Origin of the sequence: Nostoc foliaceum FACHB-393 (genome assembly GCF_014698505.1) — a bacterium.
Lineage (GTDB): Bacteria > Cyanobacteriota > Cyanobacteriia > Cyanobacteriales > Nostocaceae > Nostoc > Nostoc foliaceum_A.
In genome coordinates, this window is record NZ_JACJTD010000005.1 from 133659 (window position 1) to 153184 (window position 19526).

General features: G+C 42.7%; 6 protein-coding genes. All 6 read right to left on the reverse strand.

Translation table 11 applies throughout. From position 1 onward, the window contains the following. Positions 1 to 47 precede the first annotated feature (47 nt). Entirely contained in the window at positions 48 to 6686 is a 6639-nt protein-coding gene (locus tag H6G92_RS06995; RefSeq protein ID WP_190892190.1) for a non-ribosomal peptide synthetase, read from the reverse strand. Between the two features lie 41 nt (positions 6687 to 6727). Continuing rightward, a complete protein-coding gene (locus tag H6G92_RS07000) occupies positions 6728 to 13300 on the reverse strand; it encodes a non-ribosomal peptide synthetase (protein WP_190892192.1) in 6573 nt (2190 codons plus the stop codon). Positions 13301 to 13623: 323 nt separating this feature from the next. Next, entirely contained in the window at positions 13624 to 14016 is a 393-nt protein-coding gene (locus tag H6G92_RS07005; protein WP_190892194.1) for a hypothetical protein, read from the reverse strand. A gap of 185 nt (positions 14017 to 14201) precedes the next feature. Continuing rightward, entirely contained in the window at positions 14202 to 15911 is a 1710-nt protein-coding gene (locus tag H6G92_RS07010; protein WP_190892196.1) for an aconitase/3-isopropylmalate dehydratase large subunit family protein, read from the reverse strand. After that, positions 15895 to 16986 (reverse strand): isocitrate/isopropylmalate dehydrogenase family protein, encoded by a 1092-nt coding sequence (locus H6G92_RS07015; RefSeq protein ID WP_190892198.1) that lies wholly within the window; start codon positions 16984 to 16986, stop codon positions 15895 to 15897. The genes H6G92_RS07010 and H6G92_RS07015 overlap by 17 nt, the downstream gene beginning before the upstream one ends. 57 nt (positions 16987 to 17043) lie before the next feature. Then, entirely contained in the window at positions 17044 to 19185 is a 2142-nt protein-coding gene (locus tag H6G92_RS07020; RefSeq protein ID WP_190892200.1) for a patatin-like phospholipase family protein, read from the reverse strand. Positions 19186 to 19526 lie beyond the last annotated feature (341 nt).

Here is a 19526-nt window from a genome sequence, read left to right on the forward strand (position 1 = left end):
TTGGAACTGGGGAGAATAAAAAATGATTCTTGACAAATGACCAATGACTAATTATTTTTGTTAATTTTGGCTAGGAATGTGTCAAGCTGTTTTTGGCTGAGTCTGGCTGCTGAAAAATCTGAAGGTGTATGACCGATCGCATCAGGAGATTGACAGTGGACAATAAGCGATCGCAACGCCTCCATAAACCCAAAAGCCAAATGCTCAATGGTGTCTCGTTTATGAACTTTCTCGCTGTAAGCCCAAGTCATTTCCAGCCTTCCTGCACGAATAAATCCGCTTATTCCTAATAGGTGACTGCGCTTATTAAGTAAACTCTGTTCAGCTTTGAATTCTTCAGCCAAACCCAATACACCAGACGCTTTAAGCACCTGATCGAATTGACCAAGGTAGTTAAAACTTACCTGTGCTTGGGGTAGGGCTTGTAGTTTCGTGCGTATTGTTTCATCCTGCTGCAAATATCGCAACACACCATAGCCGATGCCTCGGTTGGGAATGCGCCGCAGTTGTTCTTTAACTGACTTTAAAACCTCTCCTGGATGGTCAACTTCTTCTAGCTTTAAGTGAACGGGGAATAAGGTGGTAAACCAGCCTACAGTCCGCGACAAATCTACATCCTCAAACAAGTCTTCTCGTCCATGTCCCTCTAAATCAACAAGCAGAGAACGTTCTCCCGTCCATTGGGCAAAGCTTTGCGCTAGGGCAGTCAACAGCACATCATTAATTTGAGTGTTGTAGGCAGAGGGTACATCCTGCAAGAGGGCGCGGGTCTGTTCTTCAGTTAAAGAAAGGGACACAGAAGCAGTTGAGGCGATGGTGTTGTCCTCTTTACCTGAAGGCTTGTACTGAGCGGAGTCGAAGTGATAATCTACTGGCAAGGCGGTAACTTTCAAACTAGACTCACCCAGCCAGTAATTCAACTCATCTGATATCGCCTCTGATTTTGCATATTCTGTCAGGCGATCGCTCCAATATTGCCAGGAAGTTGTCTTCGGTGGTAGTTTAATAGCTTTACCACAGCTGATTTGCTGGTAAGCCGTAGCCAAGTCTTCGAGCAAAATCCGCCACGAAATGCCATCTACTGCTAAGTGATGGATGATGAATAGTAACCGACCAGGTTGATTGTTGCCCAACCTAAACAGCACCACTCGTGCGATCGCTCCAGTAGATAGATTCAAACTAGCTTGAAGTTGAGCGTTCTCCGCTTTCATTGCTGTTTGTTGTTCTTCTGCCGACAAGTGCGACAAATTGATGACGCTAAATAATTCGTAATGGGCTACGCCCCGCTTCTCTACGAGACGCTGCGCGAACGCTAACGTAATTCGTAATTCGTCATTAAACTGCTGCCAGTTTTCGCCTTCCTGCACAAACCGCAGACGCAAAGCATCGTGATGCACTAACAATTGTTCCACGACTTGCTGCAATAGCTCTGGTTGCAAGTCTGGCGGTACTTCTAGCAGGACTGACTGGTTAAAGTAATCAGGTTCGGGCAAATTCTGCTCGAAAAACCACCGTTGGATGGGTGTTAACGCCACCTTGCCAGTTACTAACCCTTGTTCGGCTTTGACAGAGCGAGTAATTCCTGCCACGGCAGCTAATTCAGCAATTGTTTGGTACTTAAATAGTTGTTTAGGGGCAATTTGGATACCTGCTTGATTGGCACGAGAAATTACCTGAATACTGAGGATAGAGTCACCACCCAGTTCAAAGAAGTTATCGTGGATGCCGACTTGTTTTAGTCTTAAGATTTCTGACCAGATCGCCGCTAATTTCTCTTCTATAGAGGTTTGGGGCGCAACAAAGTTATCTTCTACCCTCCGTGAAAATTCGACTGTTGGGAGGGCGCGGTAATCTACCTTCTGGTTCGGAGTTATTGGTAAAGCTTTCAGCAGCGCGATCGCTGAAGGCACCATATAATTAGGCAGCTTTTGCTTTAGGAACTGGCGCAATTCATCGGTGGTTGGTTGCGGCTGGTGCGCAACAACATAAGCCACAAGTCGCTTTTGTCCGGGAATGTCTTCACGAGCAATGACCACAGCTTGAAAGACCCGTGGGTGTTGTCTCAGCACTGTTTCGATTTCTCCCAACTCGATGCGGAAGCCGCGAATTTTCACCTGATCGTCAATTCGACCGAGATATTCTAGGTTGCCATCGGCGCGAAATCTTGCTAAATCACCCGTTTTGTAGAGGCGATCGCAGGTTGCATTCTCAATAAATTTCTCAGCCGTGAGTTTAGGACGTTGCCAATATCCTCTCGCTAATCCTGCCCCACCAATGTGCAGTTCTCCAGGAACTCCTATAGGTACAGCTTGCAGATATTTATCTAAAACATAAACCTGAGTATTGCTGATGGGTCGTCCAATGCTGACAGAGGAGGCTGTTGGGGTTAAGCGTTTTAAGGTAGTGACAACCGTTGCTTCCGTTGGCCCGTAACTATTAAGTAATTGGGGTGGATGGGAGAGGTGAGCAATACTACTGTGCCAGCGCTTTCCTCTTTCGAGTTGAGCTTCTTCTCCGCCAATAATCACCATTCTGAGACTTTCGGTAATTCGGGTATCTTCAGGGTTAAGTTCTGCTACTAACTGGTGCCAGTACGCTGTGGGAAGATCCAAAACAGTTAACTGCCATTCTCGGCAACACCGCCAAAATTCATCGCTGGAGTGTAACATCTCTTCGGTGCGTAGCACTAAGGTTGCACCTACGGAAAGACAAGGGAAGATTTCTTCAATAGATGTATCAAAACAGATTGACGCAAATTGCAGAATATTATCGCTTGCATTAATTCCATATTCATGAATCGCGTTGATAACAAAATTCATTAGCGATCGCTGTTCAATCATCACCCCCTTGGGTTTACCCGTAGAACCAGAGGTATAAATAATGTAGGCGAGGTTATGAAGTTGAACGTGAGTAATCGGATTGGCTGTACTGTGTTGAGCAATTATTTCCCAGTCTGTATCTAAACAGATCGTTTTTCCGGCATAATCTGGTAGTTTGTCATGGAATCTTTCTTGAGTCAGCAGAATGCTTAGTTGGGTATCTTCGAGAATATCAGCCAGTCGCTCTTGAGGATAAGCTGGATCGAGAGGAACATAAGCACCCCCAGCTTTGAGAATTCCGAGTAAGCCAACAATCATCTCCAAGGAACGCTCAACGCAGATACCGACTAAGGTTTCTGGTTTGACTCCCAAACTTTGCAGATAGTGGGCTAATTGATTGGCGCGATCGCTCAATTCACGGTAGGTTAGCTGTCGACCTTCTTGCTGAATAGCTACAGCATCGGGCGTTGACTCCACCTGAGCCGCAAATAAATCATGAATACACTCTTTAGCGGGATACTCCCTGTGAGTCTGATTCCACTCCACCAGTAATTGCTGCTGAGTCTGCGTTAGCAGTGGTAATTCGGAAACTCGCTGTTCTGGGTTGACAACAATCCCTTCTAGTAAAGTTTGATACCCCTCTAGCATTTGTTGGATTGTGGCAGCATCAAATAGGTCGCTGTTGTATTCTAAGACTAGCGTGATTCCCTTAGCTCCCGTTTTAGAACCGTTCTGCACACGTTGCTCAGAACGTGGGATAACCAGTAAATCCAGATCAAACTTTGCTGATTTATTGCTGATAGGTTCATGCAAGCTGATGTCCAAACCAGGGAGATTCAAGTCTGGCATGGGGGAATCATGGAAGCTGAACATTACTTGAAATAGAGGATTGTGGCTCAGGTTCCGTATCGGCTTGAGAACCTCCACCACCTTATCGAAGGGTAAATCTTCATTGGTGTATGCTTCCAGAGTCACTTGACGCACTCGGCCGAGTAATTCCTTAAATGTGGGATTGCCAGACAAATCAGTGCGTAATACCAAGTTATTGACAATCATGCCAATCAGCTTTTCTACTTCATGCATCCGCCGATTGGCGACAGCAGTCCCGACGCTAAGATCGTCCTGCCCAGTATATCGGTGCAACATGACCAGGAAAGCTCCCAGCATCGTCATAAATAAGGTGACACCCTCTTGACGACTCAGAACTCGCAGAGATTCGCACAAGTTAATAGGAAGTTCCACCCTGATTTGATCGCCATTGTAAGTTTGTTCTGTCGGTCGCAGGCGATCATAGGGTAATTCCAACAAGGGTGGACTACCGGATAACTTCTGCTGCCAATAGGCCAATTGAGCTTTGGCTTCCTGGCTTTTGACCCACTCTCGCTGCCAATGGGCAAAATCCACGAACTGGAGGAGTGGTTGAGGAAGCGGGGAAGGATTACCCGAACAGAAAGCTTGATAAAGTTCTATCAACTCACCCAGGAATACGTTGAATGACCAACCATCATGAGCTATATGATGCTCACTGTGGATTAACAGATGTTCTTGGTCGCTCAACCTCAATAAAACCCACTTAACTAATGGTAGTTGATTCAGGTCAAACGACTTTTGCACTTCTGTCTCAACTAGACACTGAGCTTCTACTTCCCGCTCAGATTCAGGGAATCTCTGGAGATCAACTACTCTGAAGCTGATTGGTTGGGCTGGGTGGATTACCTGAAATAGCCGTCCATTCTCCGCCGGATAAGTCGTGCGAAAAATTTCATGACGTAGCACAATCTCGTTGAGGCATTGTTCTAATACCGCCACATTGAGATAACCCTTAAATCGCATAGTTGCCTGGAATTGGTAGGCACTACTTTCAGGAGCCAATTGCTCGATGAAGTACACTCGCTCTTGAGCAAAAGAGACTGGCAAGAGTCCCTCACGCCCAATTCGTTGTATAGCAGGACGATGCAACTGCTGCTTTAGGTGACTGTGCTGTTCAATTAGTTGAGCTAGAGCAGCGATGGTGGGTTTTTCAAATATGTGATTAAAGGACAACTCGACTTGGAAAACTTCGCGCACGCGAGAAAGGAGTTGAGTGGCGATGAGGGAATGACCACCCAATTGGAAAAAATTGTCATTGATTCCAATCTGTTCGAGTGCGAGTAACTGGCCCCAGATGACCGCTAATTTCTCCTCAATTGGGTTACGAACTGCGACAAAGGTTTCTTCGAGATCGGGGCGTGTGCGATCGCAGGCTGGAAGATTTTGACGATCAACTTTACCATTGGGGGTGAGAGGCAAGGAGTCTACGATTACAAAGACTGCTGGCACCATGTAGTAGGGTAGCTTTTCTTGAAGAAAGCGTTTGAGGGTAGTCGCGCTAGCATCAACTTTTTGCTTAAGCACAATATAGGCGACAAGACGCTTATCACCAGGGATATCTTCACGAGCGATTACCACTGCCTGTTTTACATCCGGGTGTTGACTCAAAAGCGCCTCAATTTCTCCGAGTTCAATACGGAAGCCGCGAATCTTCACCTGATGATCAATTCGCCCCAAAAACTCAATGTTGCCATCTGGTAAGAAGCGGGCTAAGTCACCAGTTTTGTATAATCTACTCCCTTCTGCTTTCTCAAATAAATGGGTAATAAATTTTTCCTTAGTTAATTCTGGACGGTTTAGGTAGCCTCTAGCCAAGCCGTCGCCACCAATATATAATTCACCAGGAGTACCAATAGGAACTGGTTGAAGTTTGGAGTCAAGGATATAGATTTGTGTATTGGAAATCGGGCGACCAATCGGCACTTTTGTAGCCCCTTCTGGAATATCCTGCACTAGATACCAAGAAGCAAATGTTGTACTCTCAGTCGGCCCATATACATGTAGCAATCCCTGTGGCGCTCCATTCCTTAAAACTGCTTTGACTGAATTAGGATCTACAGCCTCGCCTCCAAACAGCAAGTATTGGAGTTCTTTAAATGCGTGGGGCACAACGCTGGCTAACTGATTAAATAAGGCTGTCGTCAAAAATAATATACTAATTCTTTGTTTGCCGATGTAGGCTGCGAAATGCTGGGGCGAAAGCACAACATTCTGAGGAATTACGACCAACCTAGCTCCGTGAAGGAGAGATCCCCAAATTTCAAATGTAGCTGCGTCAAATGAAGTATTTGAGGCTTGAGCAACGCGTAGTTGACCGCCGTAGGCATCGCTAGGTACAAAGTTCACGTAGTTGGTATTGCATACTAGCCGATTGACAGCCCGATGCGGCACAGCTACTCCCTTTGGTTTTCCTGTAGAACCAGAGGTATAAATGACATAAGCCAGATTTTCAGATGTAGCGTTGCTAGTCGGATTCTCTTGCTGGTGATTAATCGATTCCCAATCAGTATCCAGACAAACCAACTTTGTTACGCTACCAGCAAACTCTTCCATGAACTTTTGCTGGGTCAACAACACCTGCACTTGTGAATCTGACAGCATGAAGCTTAGACGCTCTTTCGGATACGTTGGATCTAGTGGCACATAAGCTCCACCCGCCTTGAGGATGCCCAATAATCCCACTACCATTTCCAAGGAGCGCTCAACGCAAATGCCTACCAACACCTCTGGTTTTACACCCAAACTTTGTAGATAATTTGCTATTTTGTTGGCTTGGTAGTTCAACTCTTGATAAGTTAGTTGTTGCTCTTTGAAGACAACAGCAATACTGTCTGGAGTTCTTTCTACTTGTGCTTCAAATAACTGATGTATACATAAGTGCTTAGGATAATCTACCTTTGTATCATTCCATTCAATTAATATTTCATGTCGCTCCTGCTCAGTTAAAGCAGAAATATCATCAATAGATTGAGTAGAGTTAATTTCAATTTCTTTCATAACCTTGGTATATAAATTGCGATATTCAACTAGTAATTCACTTAATGGTCAGTTTTCTTTTTGTTGATTTTAGCTATAAATTTATCAAGTTGTTTTTGATTAAGTTTGGCAGCAGAGAAATCAGAAGGGGTATAGCCTTGTGACTCTGTTGATTGACAATGAGCAATCAGGTTTCTTAATGCTTTCATAAATCCAAAAGCTAACTTTTCAATAGTCGAACGTTTGTGAAGTTTGTCACTATAAGCAAAGTCGATTTCTAACTTTCCTGAATGAATTAATCCGCTTACTGCCAAGAGATGGCTACGATATCCTCGCTTACTCTGCTCTGATTTCCACTCTTTGACAGATCCAAACATTGCAGATGCAGATAGTACTTGGTCAAATTGACCTAAATAATTAAAACTGACTTCTGCTTGAGGCAAATTCTGGAATTTATTGTGAACTGCCGCATCTTGATTTAAATATCGCAATATACCATAACCAATACCGTGTTTAGGAAGGCGGCGCAGTTTTTCTTTAACTAATTTTAAATCTCCTAACTGATCAACAGAACTCAGTTCTAATTGGATAGGAAATAAGGTAGTAAACCAGCCTACGGTACGGGACAAGTCTACATCTTCAAATAAGTCTTCCCGTCCATGTCCTTCTAAATCAACAACTAACGATTTTTCTCCTGTCCATTGGCTAAAGCTTTGTACTAAAGCAGTCAACAAAATATCGTTAATTTGTGTATTGTAGGCAGCAGGAACATCTTGGAGCAAGGCGCGGGTTTCATCCTCATTTAAAAAGAGGGTAAAAGAATCATTTGAGGATAACTTATTGCTTTCTTTTTCGAATGGCTTGTACTGAGCCTTCGCGTAGCGTCTCGCAGAGAAGTCGAAGTGATAATCTATCGGTAAAGGAGCAATATTGCTTTCAAAGCTAGATAACCAGTAATCAATTTCTCTGGCAATAGCTTCTGATTTACTGTATTCTTGGAGTCGATTTGCCCACTCTTGGAAAGAACTAGTTTTAGGGGGCAATTTGATTGCTTCGCCACCGCTAACTTGCTGATAAGCTGTTGCCAAATCTTCAAGCAAAATTCGCCATGAGATCCCATCTACTACTAGGTGATGGATAACAAATAGTAACTGACTTGGTTGATTCATCCCCAGATGAAACAACGCAACTCGTACAATTTCGCCTGATGACAGATTTAGGCTAGCTTGAAGTTCAGCATCTTTTGCTTTAATTACAGTTTGTTGTGCTTCTGGAGAAAGTGCCGACAAATCCACAATGGTGAAAGGCACTGTTTCTTGGGGCGCATCATTAATCTGTTGCGGGGGATTCGTTTCTAAGACAAAGCGCGATCGCAGTGCATCGTGATGCAATAATAATTGTTGCAAGACTTGCTTTAATAACTCCGGTTGTGTTTCTGATGGAATTTCTAGCAAGGCTGACTGGTTAAAGTAGTGAACATCGGGTAAATTTTGCTCGAAAAACCAATATTGGATCGGCGTTAGCGGTACTGAACCCGTTACTAACCCCTGATTGGCTTTAATTTGACTGGTTGTGCCGACAACGGTAGCTAACTCAGCAATGGTTTGATATTGAAACAGTTGTTTTGGAGTTAGCTGTAACCCGGCAAGATTTGCTTTAGAAATCATCTGAATACTGATGATTGAATCGCCGCCTAATTCAAAGAAATTATCGTAAATGCTGATATTTGGTTGCCTCAACACTTCAGCCCAAATTGCCGCTAATCTTTCCTCTATCGGAGTCCGAGGAACAACAACCCCTAAGTCTAAATTTCTGTCTGAAGTATCTGGGGCAGGCAAAGCACGATAGTCTAATTTCCCATTAGGGGTAATCGGTAGCTGATCCAATGTAACGAAGGCAGAAGGAACCATATACGGGGGTAACTTCTGTTTGAGGAATTGGCGAATTTCATCAATTTTAACTTGTCCTTTATTTCCAACCACATAAGCTACGAGACGCTTCTTATCAGGGATATCTTCACGGGCAATCACAACAGCTTGAGTCACTTGGTGATGTTGATTTAAGATGGTTTCAATCTCACCAAGTTCAATTCGAAAACCGCGAATCTTCACCTGAGAATCAATCCGCCCCAGATATTCTAGATTGCCATCGGGTTGATAACGCACTAAATCCCCAGTTTTGTATAACTTATTCTCTTCTGCTTTCTCAAAAGGATTAGAAATAAATTTTTCTGCGGTCAATTCTGGACGGTTCAAGTAACCCCGTGCTACACCTGCACCGCCAATATGGAGTTCCCCTGGTACACCAATAGGAACGGGTTGCAAATATTTATCTAACACATATACTTGAACATTACTAATAGGTTTTCCAATAGATACTTCCTGACGATTGAGAGCGTTTTCTGACAAATCAGATAAGGTTGCCACCACAGTGGTTTCAGTTGGCCCATAACTATTAACCAACTGAGGATTATTGCCCACCAATTGATGCCACATTGCAACTTTTTCGGGTAGCACTCGCTCTCCGCCGATAATAACCAGTCGTAATGAATCAGGTAATGATAAATTTTCACTGGCTAATTCACTTACTAACAAATGCCAGTAAGCTGTTGGTAAATCCCATACAGTCAATTCCCACTGTTTTGATTGCTGTATAAATGCTGACACAGACTGCAACATTTCCTCGTTACGCAGCAGCAGTGTCCCACCGCTACTTAAACAGGGATAAATTTCTTCGGCGGCAGCATCAAAACTAATTGAGGCAAATTGAAGAATGCGTTGGCTTTGCCCGCCGTAGGCATCGCACTCTGTCAGTTTATATTCAGCGATCGCAGTTTGCGTAAAATTAACTAAAGAATGATGTTCAATCAGTACGCCTTTGGGCTTTCCTGTGGAACCTGATGTATAGATAACATAGGCTAAGTTACTTTCTACTACCTTAGACTCAAGATTTTCTCGACTCTGGCCTGAAATCAAAGCCTTTTGAGTATCTAAACAAACCATATGTAGGGAATGTTCAGCTTCCACGGTTGCCCATTGCTGCATCGTCACTAGAATTTGCACGTGAGCATCATTGACTATATCCCTTAATCGTTCGGCTGGATATGCGGGATCTAAGGGAACATAAGCACCCCCAGCTTTGAGAATTCCTAACAGTCCCACTATCATTTCCAAGGAGCGATCAATGCAGATTGCGACTAAGTAATCAGGTTTTACCCCCAAGCTTTTCAGATAGTGAGCGAGTTGGTTAGCTTGTTCATTCAATTGCCGATAGGTGAGTTTTTGCCCCTCAAATTGCACTGCTACTGCATCAGGGGTCTTATTTACCTGTTCTTCAAATAATTGATGAATACATTTCCCTTCGGGATAAGCTGCTTTAGTCTGGTTCCAGTCAACTAATAACTGGTGCTGCTGTTGTGGCGTTAATAGAGGGTATTGGGAAATTCGTCGATCGGGGTTAGCTACAATCCCTTCTACCAATGTTTGATATTGACCCATCATGCGATCTATGGTGGCGGCATCAAATAGGTCACTGTTATATTCCCAAACAAGAGTTATACCTTCTGTTTCTATTCCTTTGGCTTCGTCTTTGGAATTGCGCCCTACCCGTTGTTCAGAACGTGGCATAACCACAACATCAAGATCGAATTTGGCTGATTTATTGTTGAGTGCCTCATGCTGTTTAATGGTCAATCCAGGTAGATTCAAATCAGGTAAAAGAGCATCATGAAAGCTGAACATCACCTGGAATAGCGGATTATAGCTCAGATTCCTTTCTGGTTTAAGAGCTTCTACAACCTTGTCAAAGGGTAAATCTTCGTTGCTATAACCCTCTAGGGTTACTTGACGTACTTGAGCCAGAAGTTCTCGAAAGGTGGGATTACCAGAAACATCTGTGCGTAGGACGATGTTGTTGACAATCATGCCAATTAACCCTTCTGTCTCCCGCCAACGACGATTAGCTACCCCAGATCCCACACAAAGGTCTTCTTGTCCTGTGTAGCGGTAGAGCATGGTTACGAAAACCGCAAACATACTCATAAATAAGGTTACGCCTTCTTGGCGACCCATGTTTCTCAGGGCTTCACAGACATCTAGGGGAAGCTCCATCCGCAGCATTCCGCCTTGATAACTTTGTTCTGCTGGCCGCGCGCCATCGCCAGGTAATTCTAATAAGGGCGGAATGCCAGATAATTTTTGTTTCCAATAGTCCAATTGGGCTTGTGCTGGCTCTGTTAATACCCACTGTCGCTGCCAATGGGCAAAATCTGCAAACTGTAGTGAGGGTTCAGCTAAAGGTGACGGTTTACCTTCAGAGAATGCTTGATATAGTGTTAATAATTCTCGCAAAAATAAATTGAATGACCAACCATCATGCACCATGTGATGTTCAACATGAACTAACACATATTCTTGGTCACTTAACTTTAATAAGTTCCAACGAATTAAGGGTAATTGACTAATATCAAAAGGCTTTTGAATCGCTTCGTCAGTTAATCTTTGCACCTCAGCTTCCTGCTCGGCTTTAGGAAATTTTTGCAGATCGATAACTGTTAAAACAACTGCTTGAGGAGGGTGGATTACTTGTACCAGCTTTCCTTCTACCGCGGGAAACGTGGTGCGGAAGATTTCATGACGGCGCAAAATTTCGCTCAGACTTTGTTCAAGGATAGATATATTCAAATATCCTTTGAAACGCAAACTCTCTTGAAATTGGTAAGCGCTCATGGAGGGGGCTAATTGCTCAATGAAATATACCCGCTCTTGGGCAAAGGAAACAGGTAAGTAACCCTCGCGTGAAATTGGCTGAATTTTAGCTAAGGGGGATGACTGTTTTAATTGCTGTTGCTGGACAATAACCTGAACTAAATGGTTGATTGTTGGGTTTTCTAAGAGTTGCCCAAAGGATACCTCAACTTGTAAAACATCCCGTATCCGAGACAGAATTTGAGTGGCGATTAGGGAATGACCACCTAACTGGAAAAAATTGTCATCGACTCCAATCTGTTCTAAGCCGAAAACTTGGCACCAGATTTTTGCAAGAGTTTCTTCCTGGGCATTACGAGGGGCGACAAAGTTTTCTTGAAGTTTGGGGGCGGCAAGTGCTTGGCGATCAATTTTCCCATTGGGGTTGAGAGGTAAAGTGTCTAGGGAAACAAAGACTGTTGGCACCATGTAGCTAGGTAGCTTGTTTTTCAAGAAGCTTTGCAGATTTGTGCAGTTAATCTCCGTCTTTTGGTAGGGGACAACATAAGCTACTAGACGTTTGTTTCCAGGGGTGTCTTCACGAACAATGACGACGGTTTGAGATATTTGGGGATGTTGATTGAGAACGGATTCAATTTCTTCTAACTCAATGCGGAAGCCATTAATTTTTACCTGATTGTCAATCCGTCCTTTAAATTCTAGGTTGCCATCTAGTAGATAGCGTCCTAAATCTCCAGTTTTATATAATTTTGAATTGTTAAAAGGATTTTGAATAAATTTTTCTGCGGTCAATTCTGGGCGGTTCAAATAGCCTCGTGCTAGTCCAGCACCCCCAATGTATATTTCTCCTATTGTTCCAGTGGGGACTATTTGAAGGTTTTGATCCAAGACATAGACTTGAATGTTATCCCCAATTGGTTTGCCAATGGGTATTTCTGTCCCCTCTAGTTGGGTATAGCTCAAATTTGATAAAGTACAAATTGTAGCTGCAACAGTAATTTCTGTGGGGCCGTAGGAATTAATCAACTCAGGGAAATTCCCTACAAACTTGAGCCACATTCTAACTTGTTCTGGAAGCGCTCGTTCCCCGCCAATAATCACCAAGCGTAATGATTGGGGTAATTTTATTTGACCAGTGACTAATTCATTTACTATTAAATGCCAGTAAGCTGTGGGTAAATCCCATACAGTTATTTGCCAATCTTGAGATTTCTGTACAAATAAGGATAAGGAACTCGCCATTTCTTCAGTTCGCAGCACTAAAGTTGCACCACAACTAAGACACGGATAAATTTCTTCTGCGGATACATCAAAATTTATCGAGGTGAACTGAAGAATACGATCGCTTGCGGAGATTTTGTATTGAGCGATGCCTGCGGCGGGCAAAGCCAACGCCATCTGAGTAAAATTCACCAATGATTGATGTTCAATCATTACCCCTTTGGGTTTTCCGGTTGATCCCGATGTGTAGATGACATAAGCTAGATTATTTAGTTTTACTGTGTTAAAAAGATTGCACTCGCTCTCGTTAGCAATCTCATCCTGTTGAGTATCTAAACAAATTACTTGGCCTGAATAATCAGATATTAAACTAGACCATTTTTCTTGTGTTACCAAAACAGAGATTTGAGCATCTTGCACCATGTAGGTCAATCGTTCGGCTGGATAAGCGGGATCTAGCGGTACATATGCGCCTCCAGCTTTGAGAATTCCCAACAAAGCTACAATCATTTCTAGGGAGCGATCGACGCAGATTCCGACCAGTACCTCAGCTCCCACCCCTAATTTTTGCAAATGATGAGCGAGTTGGTTAGCTTTAATATTTAATTCCTGGTATGTTAGTTGGTTCTGTCCAGATTCCACAGCTACAGCTTGCGGAGTTCGTGCAACCTGGGCTTCAAATAACTGATGAATACATTGTTTAAACATAAGCTAAGTATTTGCTGAATGCTGATTTAGAATTTTCAGAAGTGAATCAAATTCTTCTTTTGACAAACTTTTCAACTATTTTGTAATTAGATGTAATTACAAAATTCATATTTTATCTAAAATTATAGGTTTGAATCTGTTACCGAATTTTAGAGATCCTTCCAGGGATGGGGAATTATATGTATGATTTTAAATGATGGCCTTTGAGGGTTTACTCCGGTGCAATCGGACTCAGAGGCCATTTTTCTCGTTGAGATGAATTAAGCGATCGCACTTAATTTAATCCCATTGTGTCTGGAATTTTAAATAATCTAATAGTGAAATTATTCCTCGACAATTTCAATTGTTTTTGGCGGCTGAACTTCTTCCACATCAATATTGATTTCTGGACTCAGTTCATTTTTCAGTTTGAGTTTTAGCTCATCTGAAATGGGTAAATCTTTAATTTCTTTGAGGAGGAATCTCACGGATTCAGTTTTACTACGTTCTGTATAGATAGCCTTGAGAACAGCTTCAATTCCATATCCAGCTACAGTATCCCCTACAACTGTTATCAGACCAAGCAATCCTATACCTCCAACAATACCAAAGGGGCCTCCCAAGGCTGTGAGGGCAGCAACAATAGCAGCATTACTACCTGCTGATGTGACTGTTAAAATCACGAGAATTATGCCAGGAAGACCCAGACCAGCAAGTTTTTTAACGATTTCGTCCATTGTAATTACCTAAAATCCTTTTTTTCTTGGTTAAGACATTAATAAGGGTACGAGAATGGAGTCTTTGTAAATAAAGAAACCTATCTCAAAACCTAGACTAAGCTCAATAAGAGTCATTCACGCTTCGATTGGGTTAATATTTTTTGAGTTTTATCTCTATTGACCCTGATCTGATAGTTCAGTCTTTAATCAAAGCGATCGCTAATTTTTCCATTTACAGCAGAGATAGCCACTGTTCTTGGTGAGGCTAAATAATTTTTGCCCGTTGGATCGCCACTGCGTCCTTTAAAATTGCGATTGGTTGCATAAATTCCTGTTTCTTCTTTTGCCAAAACCCCAAGCCCAGAATTTATACAAGCCCCGCAACCTGTCTTGAGAATCTGCGCCCCTGCTTGTTCAAAAATGTCGAGATAGCCCAACTCTTGGGCTTGTTCTCGGATTTCAACGGTTGCCGGTACAATAAACAAGTTTACACCGTCTGCCAGTTGGCGACCATTCAAAACTTCGGCTGCTTGAGCTAAATCGTAGAGTTTACCCCCAGTACAAGAGCCAATAAAAGCTTTGGTAATCGGAATGTCTTCTAACTGACTAATGGCAACTACTTGATCCGGTTTTGGGGGACGTGCAACTTGCGGTTCTAAATCACTGAGGTCAAATTGATAAACCTTTTCGTACTCAGCATCAGCATCGCCAATAACCTCTACAAATTCCTCTGAAACTCGGTTTTTTAGATAATCACGGGTTACTTCGTCAGGAACAATCAAGCCACATATTGCACCACACTCCACAGCCATATTAGCTAGAGTTAACCGTTCATCAAATGGCAGTTGTGCGAGGATTGATCCTCTAAACTCCATTACCTTACTGGTTGCACCAGCACAGCCGATTTTTCCCAGGATAAATAAGATAATATCTTTGGCACTGATTTTAGCAGGCAAGGTTCCAGACAACTCAAATACTAGAGTTGGAGGAACACGAATCCACATATCTCCTGTGGCATAAATATTAGCCATATCGGTGGTTCCTACACCCGTGGAAAAGGCTCCTAATGCCCCGTATGTGCAGGTATGGGAATCTGTACCGGCAATTACCATTCCTGGGCGGACAAACCCTTTTTCTGGGAGTAAAACATGACAGATGCCTGCTGCTTCGCCTGGGGAAACCACATCAAACAGGTGGCATCCTTGGACTTTAGCAAACTCAATCATCTGTTCATACATGATATGAGCTTTGTCATCAGCACGGATGTCGTTGACTTGGATAAAGTGATCGGCTACCAAAACTACCCGTTGGGAGTCCCACAACTTTGCTCCTTCTCCATAATGCTTATAAAATGTCTTGGCCACAGGCCCGGCCACAGCATCATGAGATAAGGCTAAATCGACTTGAGCAAAAACCACTTCTCCCGGCTGGACGTAGGAGTTTCCAGAGGCTTTGGCCAAGAGTTTTTCGACTAAAGTCATGGATCGAGTTGGGGTCAGGCTGCGAGGAATGGTGATCTGTCCCTGACGACGCAGTTGATTAAAAGACATTAATCCACCTGCTGCTGCGATCGCATCAACTACAGGATTCTCCTGTTTTTCCCCCAGAATTTCTAGGGAAAGTCCAATATTGATGCTATTACGATAAAAAATTTCGGCGAACGATCGCGCCCGAATCTTTTTAATTCCCGCAGCTTGCAGGGCAATGGGGGCAACTTCTCGACTGGAACCACACCCGAAATTTTCTCCTGCTTCAATCACATCGTATTTCAGCAGTTCACCTTCGCCAATAACATGTTCTAAAGCATAGTTTTTTAAGCGATCGGGGTGATCATTGGTCGCCCGATTAGCAGGAATAATATCATCGGTATTGATATCATCTCCAAGGTGCAAAACATTATTTGTGTGACTCATGAAGTACTCCTAATTGAGAATGTTGCACCACTGAAAGTTCTTCAAACAAAAGGCCAACTAAGGTTGCAGTGTTAACTAAAATTTCCTCCCCTTGGGTAAACAAATCAGCTGTTCGGTATCCCTTAGCTAAAATTCGGTCTTGCGCTGCAATAATCCGTTGAGCAGCCTGCACTTCCCCCCATTGCTGAAGCATTAAAATACAGGCTTCCAAGGTTCCGAGGGGATTAGCAATTCCTAAACCTGCAATGTCTGGGGCTGTACCATGAATGGCCTCGTACAAACCAAATCCATTATCGTTAAGACTCGCCGATCCTAATAAGCCAATGGAGCCAACTAATGCACCGCCAATATCGCTGAGAATATCTCCAAACAGATTCCCCGCCAAAATTACATCAAACTGTTGGGGATTCAGAACCATTTGCATGGCTAAGTTATCTACCAGCATAGGTTCGACAACAACGCCGGGAAACTGTGTAGCTTCTTCTTGAACTAGACGAGTCCAAGGCAAATGAGGTAAGGCGTTTTCTTTGTGGGCTACGGTGAGTAATCCTCGCCGACATTGCGCCTGTTCTAAAGCCTTGCGAGCAATCCGACGAATTTCTTCATCGTAATAGCGCATTGTATGGTATCCATAATTTCCTTGTTCGTCTGAGGAGCGTCCAGACGGGCCAAAATAGATTCCACTGACCAGTTCTCGAACAATGAGAATATCAAGTTCTTGAATTTTCTCTGGTCGAAGGCTAGATTTATGCAGAAGACTTTTAACGCTACGGATCGGACGAAGATTGCAAAAAAAGTCAAAATGCTTTCGGAGTTCTAGCAGTCCACCTTTAGTAACTGCACCAAATACAATCCCATCGGCTCCATCGCACAATTCGGCGGTGGCTTGAGGGAAGTAACTACCAAATTCCTCAAAGGCAGTTGTACCAAGCCAGCCATAGTCTACCTGCAAGGTAAATCCTTCAATTTTAGCGACGTGTTGCAGAATTTTTAAGGAAGCTTCCACAACTTCTGGTCCAATCCCTTCCCCAGGAATAGCGACGATCCGATAAGATGGTTTACTTAAAAACCCCATTTTGCTATAACTCCAATACCTGGTTGTTTTACATAACTTATTCAGAAAACCTCAAATTTAGGTTGTTAAAATACTACACAACTCATCGATTTCTTGACTTTTTTCTTGAATCAGTGTGCTACCTAAAAGTTGTAACTGCCGTAGATTTTCTGGTTTGGCATTATCTATCGCTTCTAGTTCACTTTTTAAAAATGTTTGGAATCGATAATAAGAGCTTTTATTACCTTTATTCTTAGCCTCAAACAACCGTTCTAATTCTCCAGCTACTACTTCGCTCCCACCGTCAAGCACAATATTTAACAGTGGTTTTGCCCATTGCAATAGTCCCCATTTTTTAACTTCGTCATAAGGGTAGACACTCGTCAATGAACCAGTACCCAAGGATACTAATAATATATCCTCTGTATTTAGGACTTGTTTGTTTTCTTGTCTGCTAATTTGTGCTTCTAAAATAGCCAAGTTAGCTGGGTTATTAGCAACTACTCCGCCATCGACTAAAGTATAAAAGCCTTTGGTATTATGAGAACTTGCAACGCGATGGGGAGCAAAATAAGTCGGAGTTGCACTAGTTGCCAATGCCGCATCTGTAAGCGTAAAACCTCCGCATAACTTGCGAAACTTTTTCGATTCTGTCTGTTGTTTTTCTAGTTTGTTAGTAAAGAATATCGGGATTCGCTGCTCGATATCGTAGCTAGTTACGAAGACTTCTTTGAGATTCTTTTCTAGAGGAGTATCACCAAAATATTGCTTGATAATTTCCTCTCTGCCTTCAGAAGAATATTTTGGTTGGACGAATATATCCTCTAACTGACCGAGTACTTGTTCCCAGAATGGTTCGTAAAATATCTCAGCCCCATACTCAAGATATATTTGCAGCAGATCCTCAGCACTATATTGAGCGGTGGGCGAAGTATCAGTTGCTTCTAAATCTAATCGGGGTTTAGTTAATCCGAGTGCCAGAATTCCTCCGCTGGAAGTGCCAGAAATTAAATCGAACAAACTAAAAATGGGCTTTTGTGTCCGCTTTTCAATTTCTGCTAGTACCAGTGCTGGGATAATGCCCCGAATTCCGCCACCATCAATAGCGAGAATTTTATATTTGGGATTGGCTTTTGTATTCATAGTTTTTTGCGATCGCTCCTGAGTTGATGTTTGCGGTTGTTCCTGCTGTTGGATATCGGCTGGAACTTCACTTTCCTTAGCTGTTTCGGCTTTCTCCCCCTTTGGCTGGGGAGTTGGAATATTGGCAGATTTCTCGCTTTGCTTCTTTGTCCCTTTTTTTTCTTTGGAATTTACAATCGTTGTCTGGGCTGGAATGCCAGTTTCTACAATTGGGGGAACCTGAACGGACTCTTGCTGCAAGTCGGCTTGGGCGATCGCAGTTACTTCAACGGAGACAACCTCTGCAATCAACTGGCTTTCTTCCTCTAGCACCACAGTTTCCGCAGGTTTTTCTTCCTCGGAACTACTGGCTGTCTGTTCTTCGTTGGATGATTGTGTAATTCCAAATGGAAGTTGTGCTAAATCCCAACTGGGATTGCCACGCAATTTTCCATCATGACCATTTTCAGTCTGGTCTTTTATAGTTGCCCCTTGTCCTTCGTTTAATGTCCAGTAAGCTACTAATCCTTGTTCATTCCCGACTAGAGGCTGATAGCGATGCCCTTGGATTTCCACTGGGGGGCAAGGGTAATTCCAGACGCTAAGGTTAGCTAATTGACCTGTGAAATATATGTTGTTGTGTAAAGTTGCACCCAGAGTCAGAGAACTAGTTGCTTTGTTTAAAGAGTCACCTGTAAAATAGCCAAAATACTCATACTCATCAAGATATACGGTCAGTTGACCTTTATTAAAAACAATGGCAAAGAAGTGCCATTGTCCGATAGTTAATTCTCCATTACCAAAAGTTTTGATAACCTTTGCAACGTTCTCATCAATGTATATATCTAGGTTTCCCGATTCACTGATCCCAAACTCAAAATTATCACTATATCGATCTGAAGAACGGGCAAAAAAAACATTGCGCGTCCCGTATGTAGTGGCTTTATCTGTTAGCTGATGAGGATTCACCCATCCTGAAATCGTAAAGGCTGAACTTCCTTGAGCAAAAACACCACCTAAATCGTTTTTGCCAAAATCTATGTAATCATCTTGACCATCAAATGTCAGGACTGATTGGCTATATACCTGGTTTTTCACGAGATTTTAATCTCCAAAATAAGATAATTTATAATACTCGCCAAGGCGTAAATAGCTAGCTATCTAAATGAATGCGATAGATAAATATAGTAAATTAGAATGTATTTCTTAAAGTCAAGAATTAATTTTTTTCATTATCTTCATTAAGTAAGCTAGCTTTTTAAAACCAATATTGCTTAACTATACTTTCAAATAATGTCAGCTTTATCAATAAAATGCAATAGCAGATAAAACCATCCAAGTGGACAGTTAAGACAGTTAAGCAAATAGTTAAGTTGATAGTTAAGACAGTTAATACATTTGAATGGACAGTTAAGACAGTTAAGACAGTTAAGTGGACA

What these genes read in the sequence shown, in the direction of transcription:
- H6G92_RS07015 (WP_190892198.1), bottom strand. Translation starts at nt 16,986, where the DNA reads ATGGGGTTTTTAAGTAAACCATCTTATCGGATCGTCGCTATTCCTGGG.
- H6G92_RS07010 (WP_190892196.1), bottom strand. Translation starts at nt 15,911, where the DNA reads ATGAGTCACACAAATAATGTTTTGCACCTTGGAGATGATATCAATACC.
- H6G92_RS06995 (WP_190892190.1), bottom strand. Translation starts at nt 6,686, where the DNA reads ATGAAAGAAATTGAAATTAACTCTACTCAATCTATTGATGATATTTCT.
- H6G92_RS07005 (WP_190892194.1), bottom strand. Translation starts at nt 14,016, where the DNA reads ATGGACGAAATCGTTAAAAAACTTGCTGGTCTGGGTCTTCCTGGCATA.
- H6G92_RS07000 (WP_190892192.1), bottom strand. Translation starts at nt 13,300, where the DNA reads ATGTTTAAACAATGTATTCATCAGTTATTTGAAGCCCAGGTTGCACGA.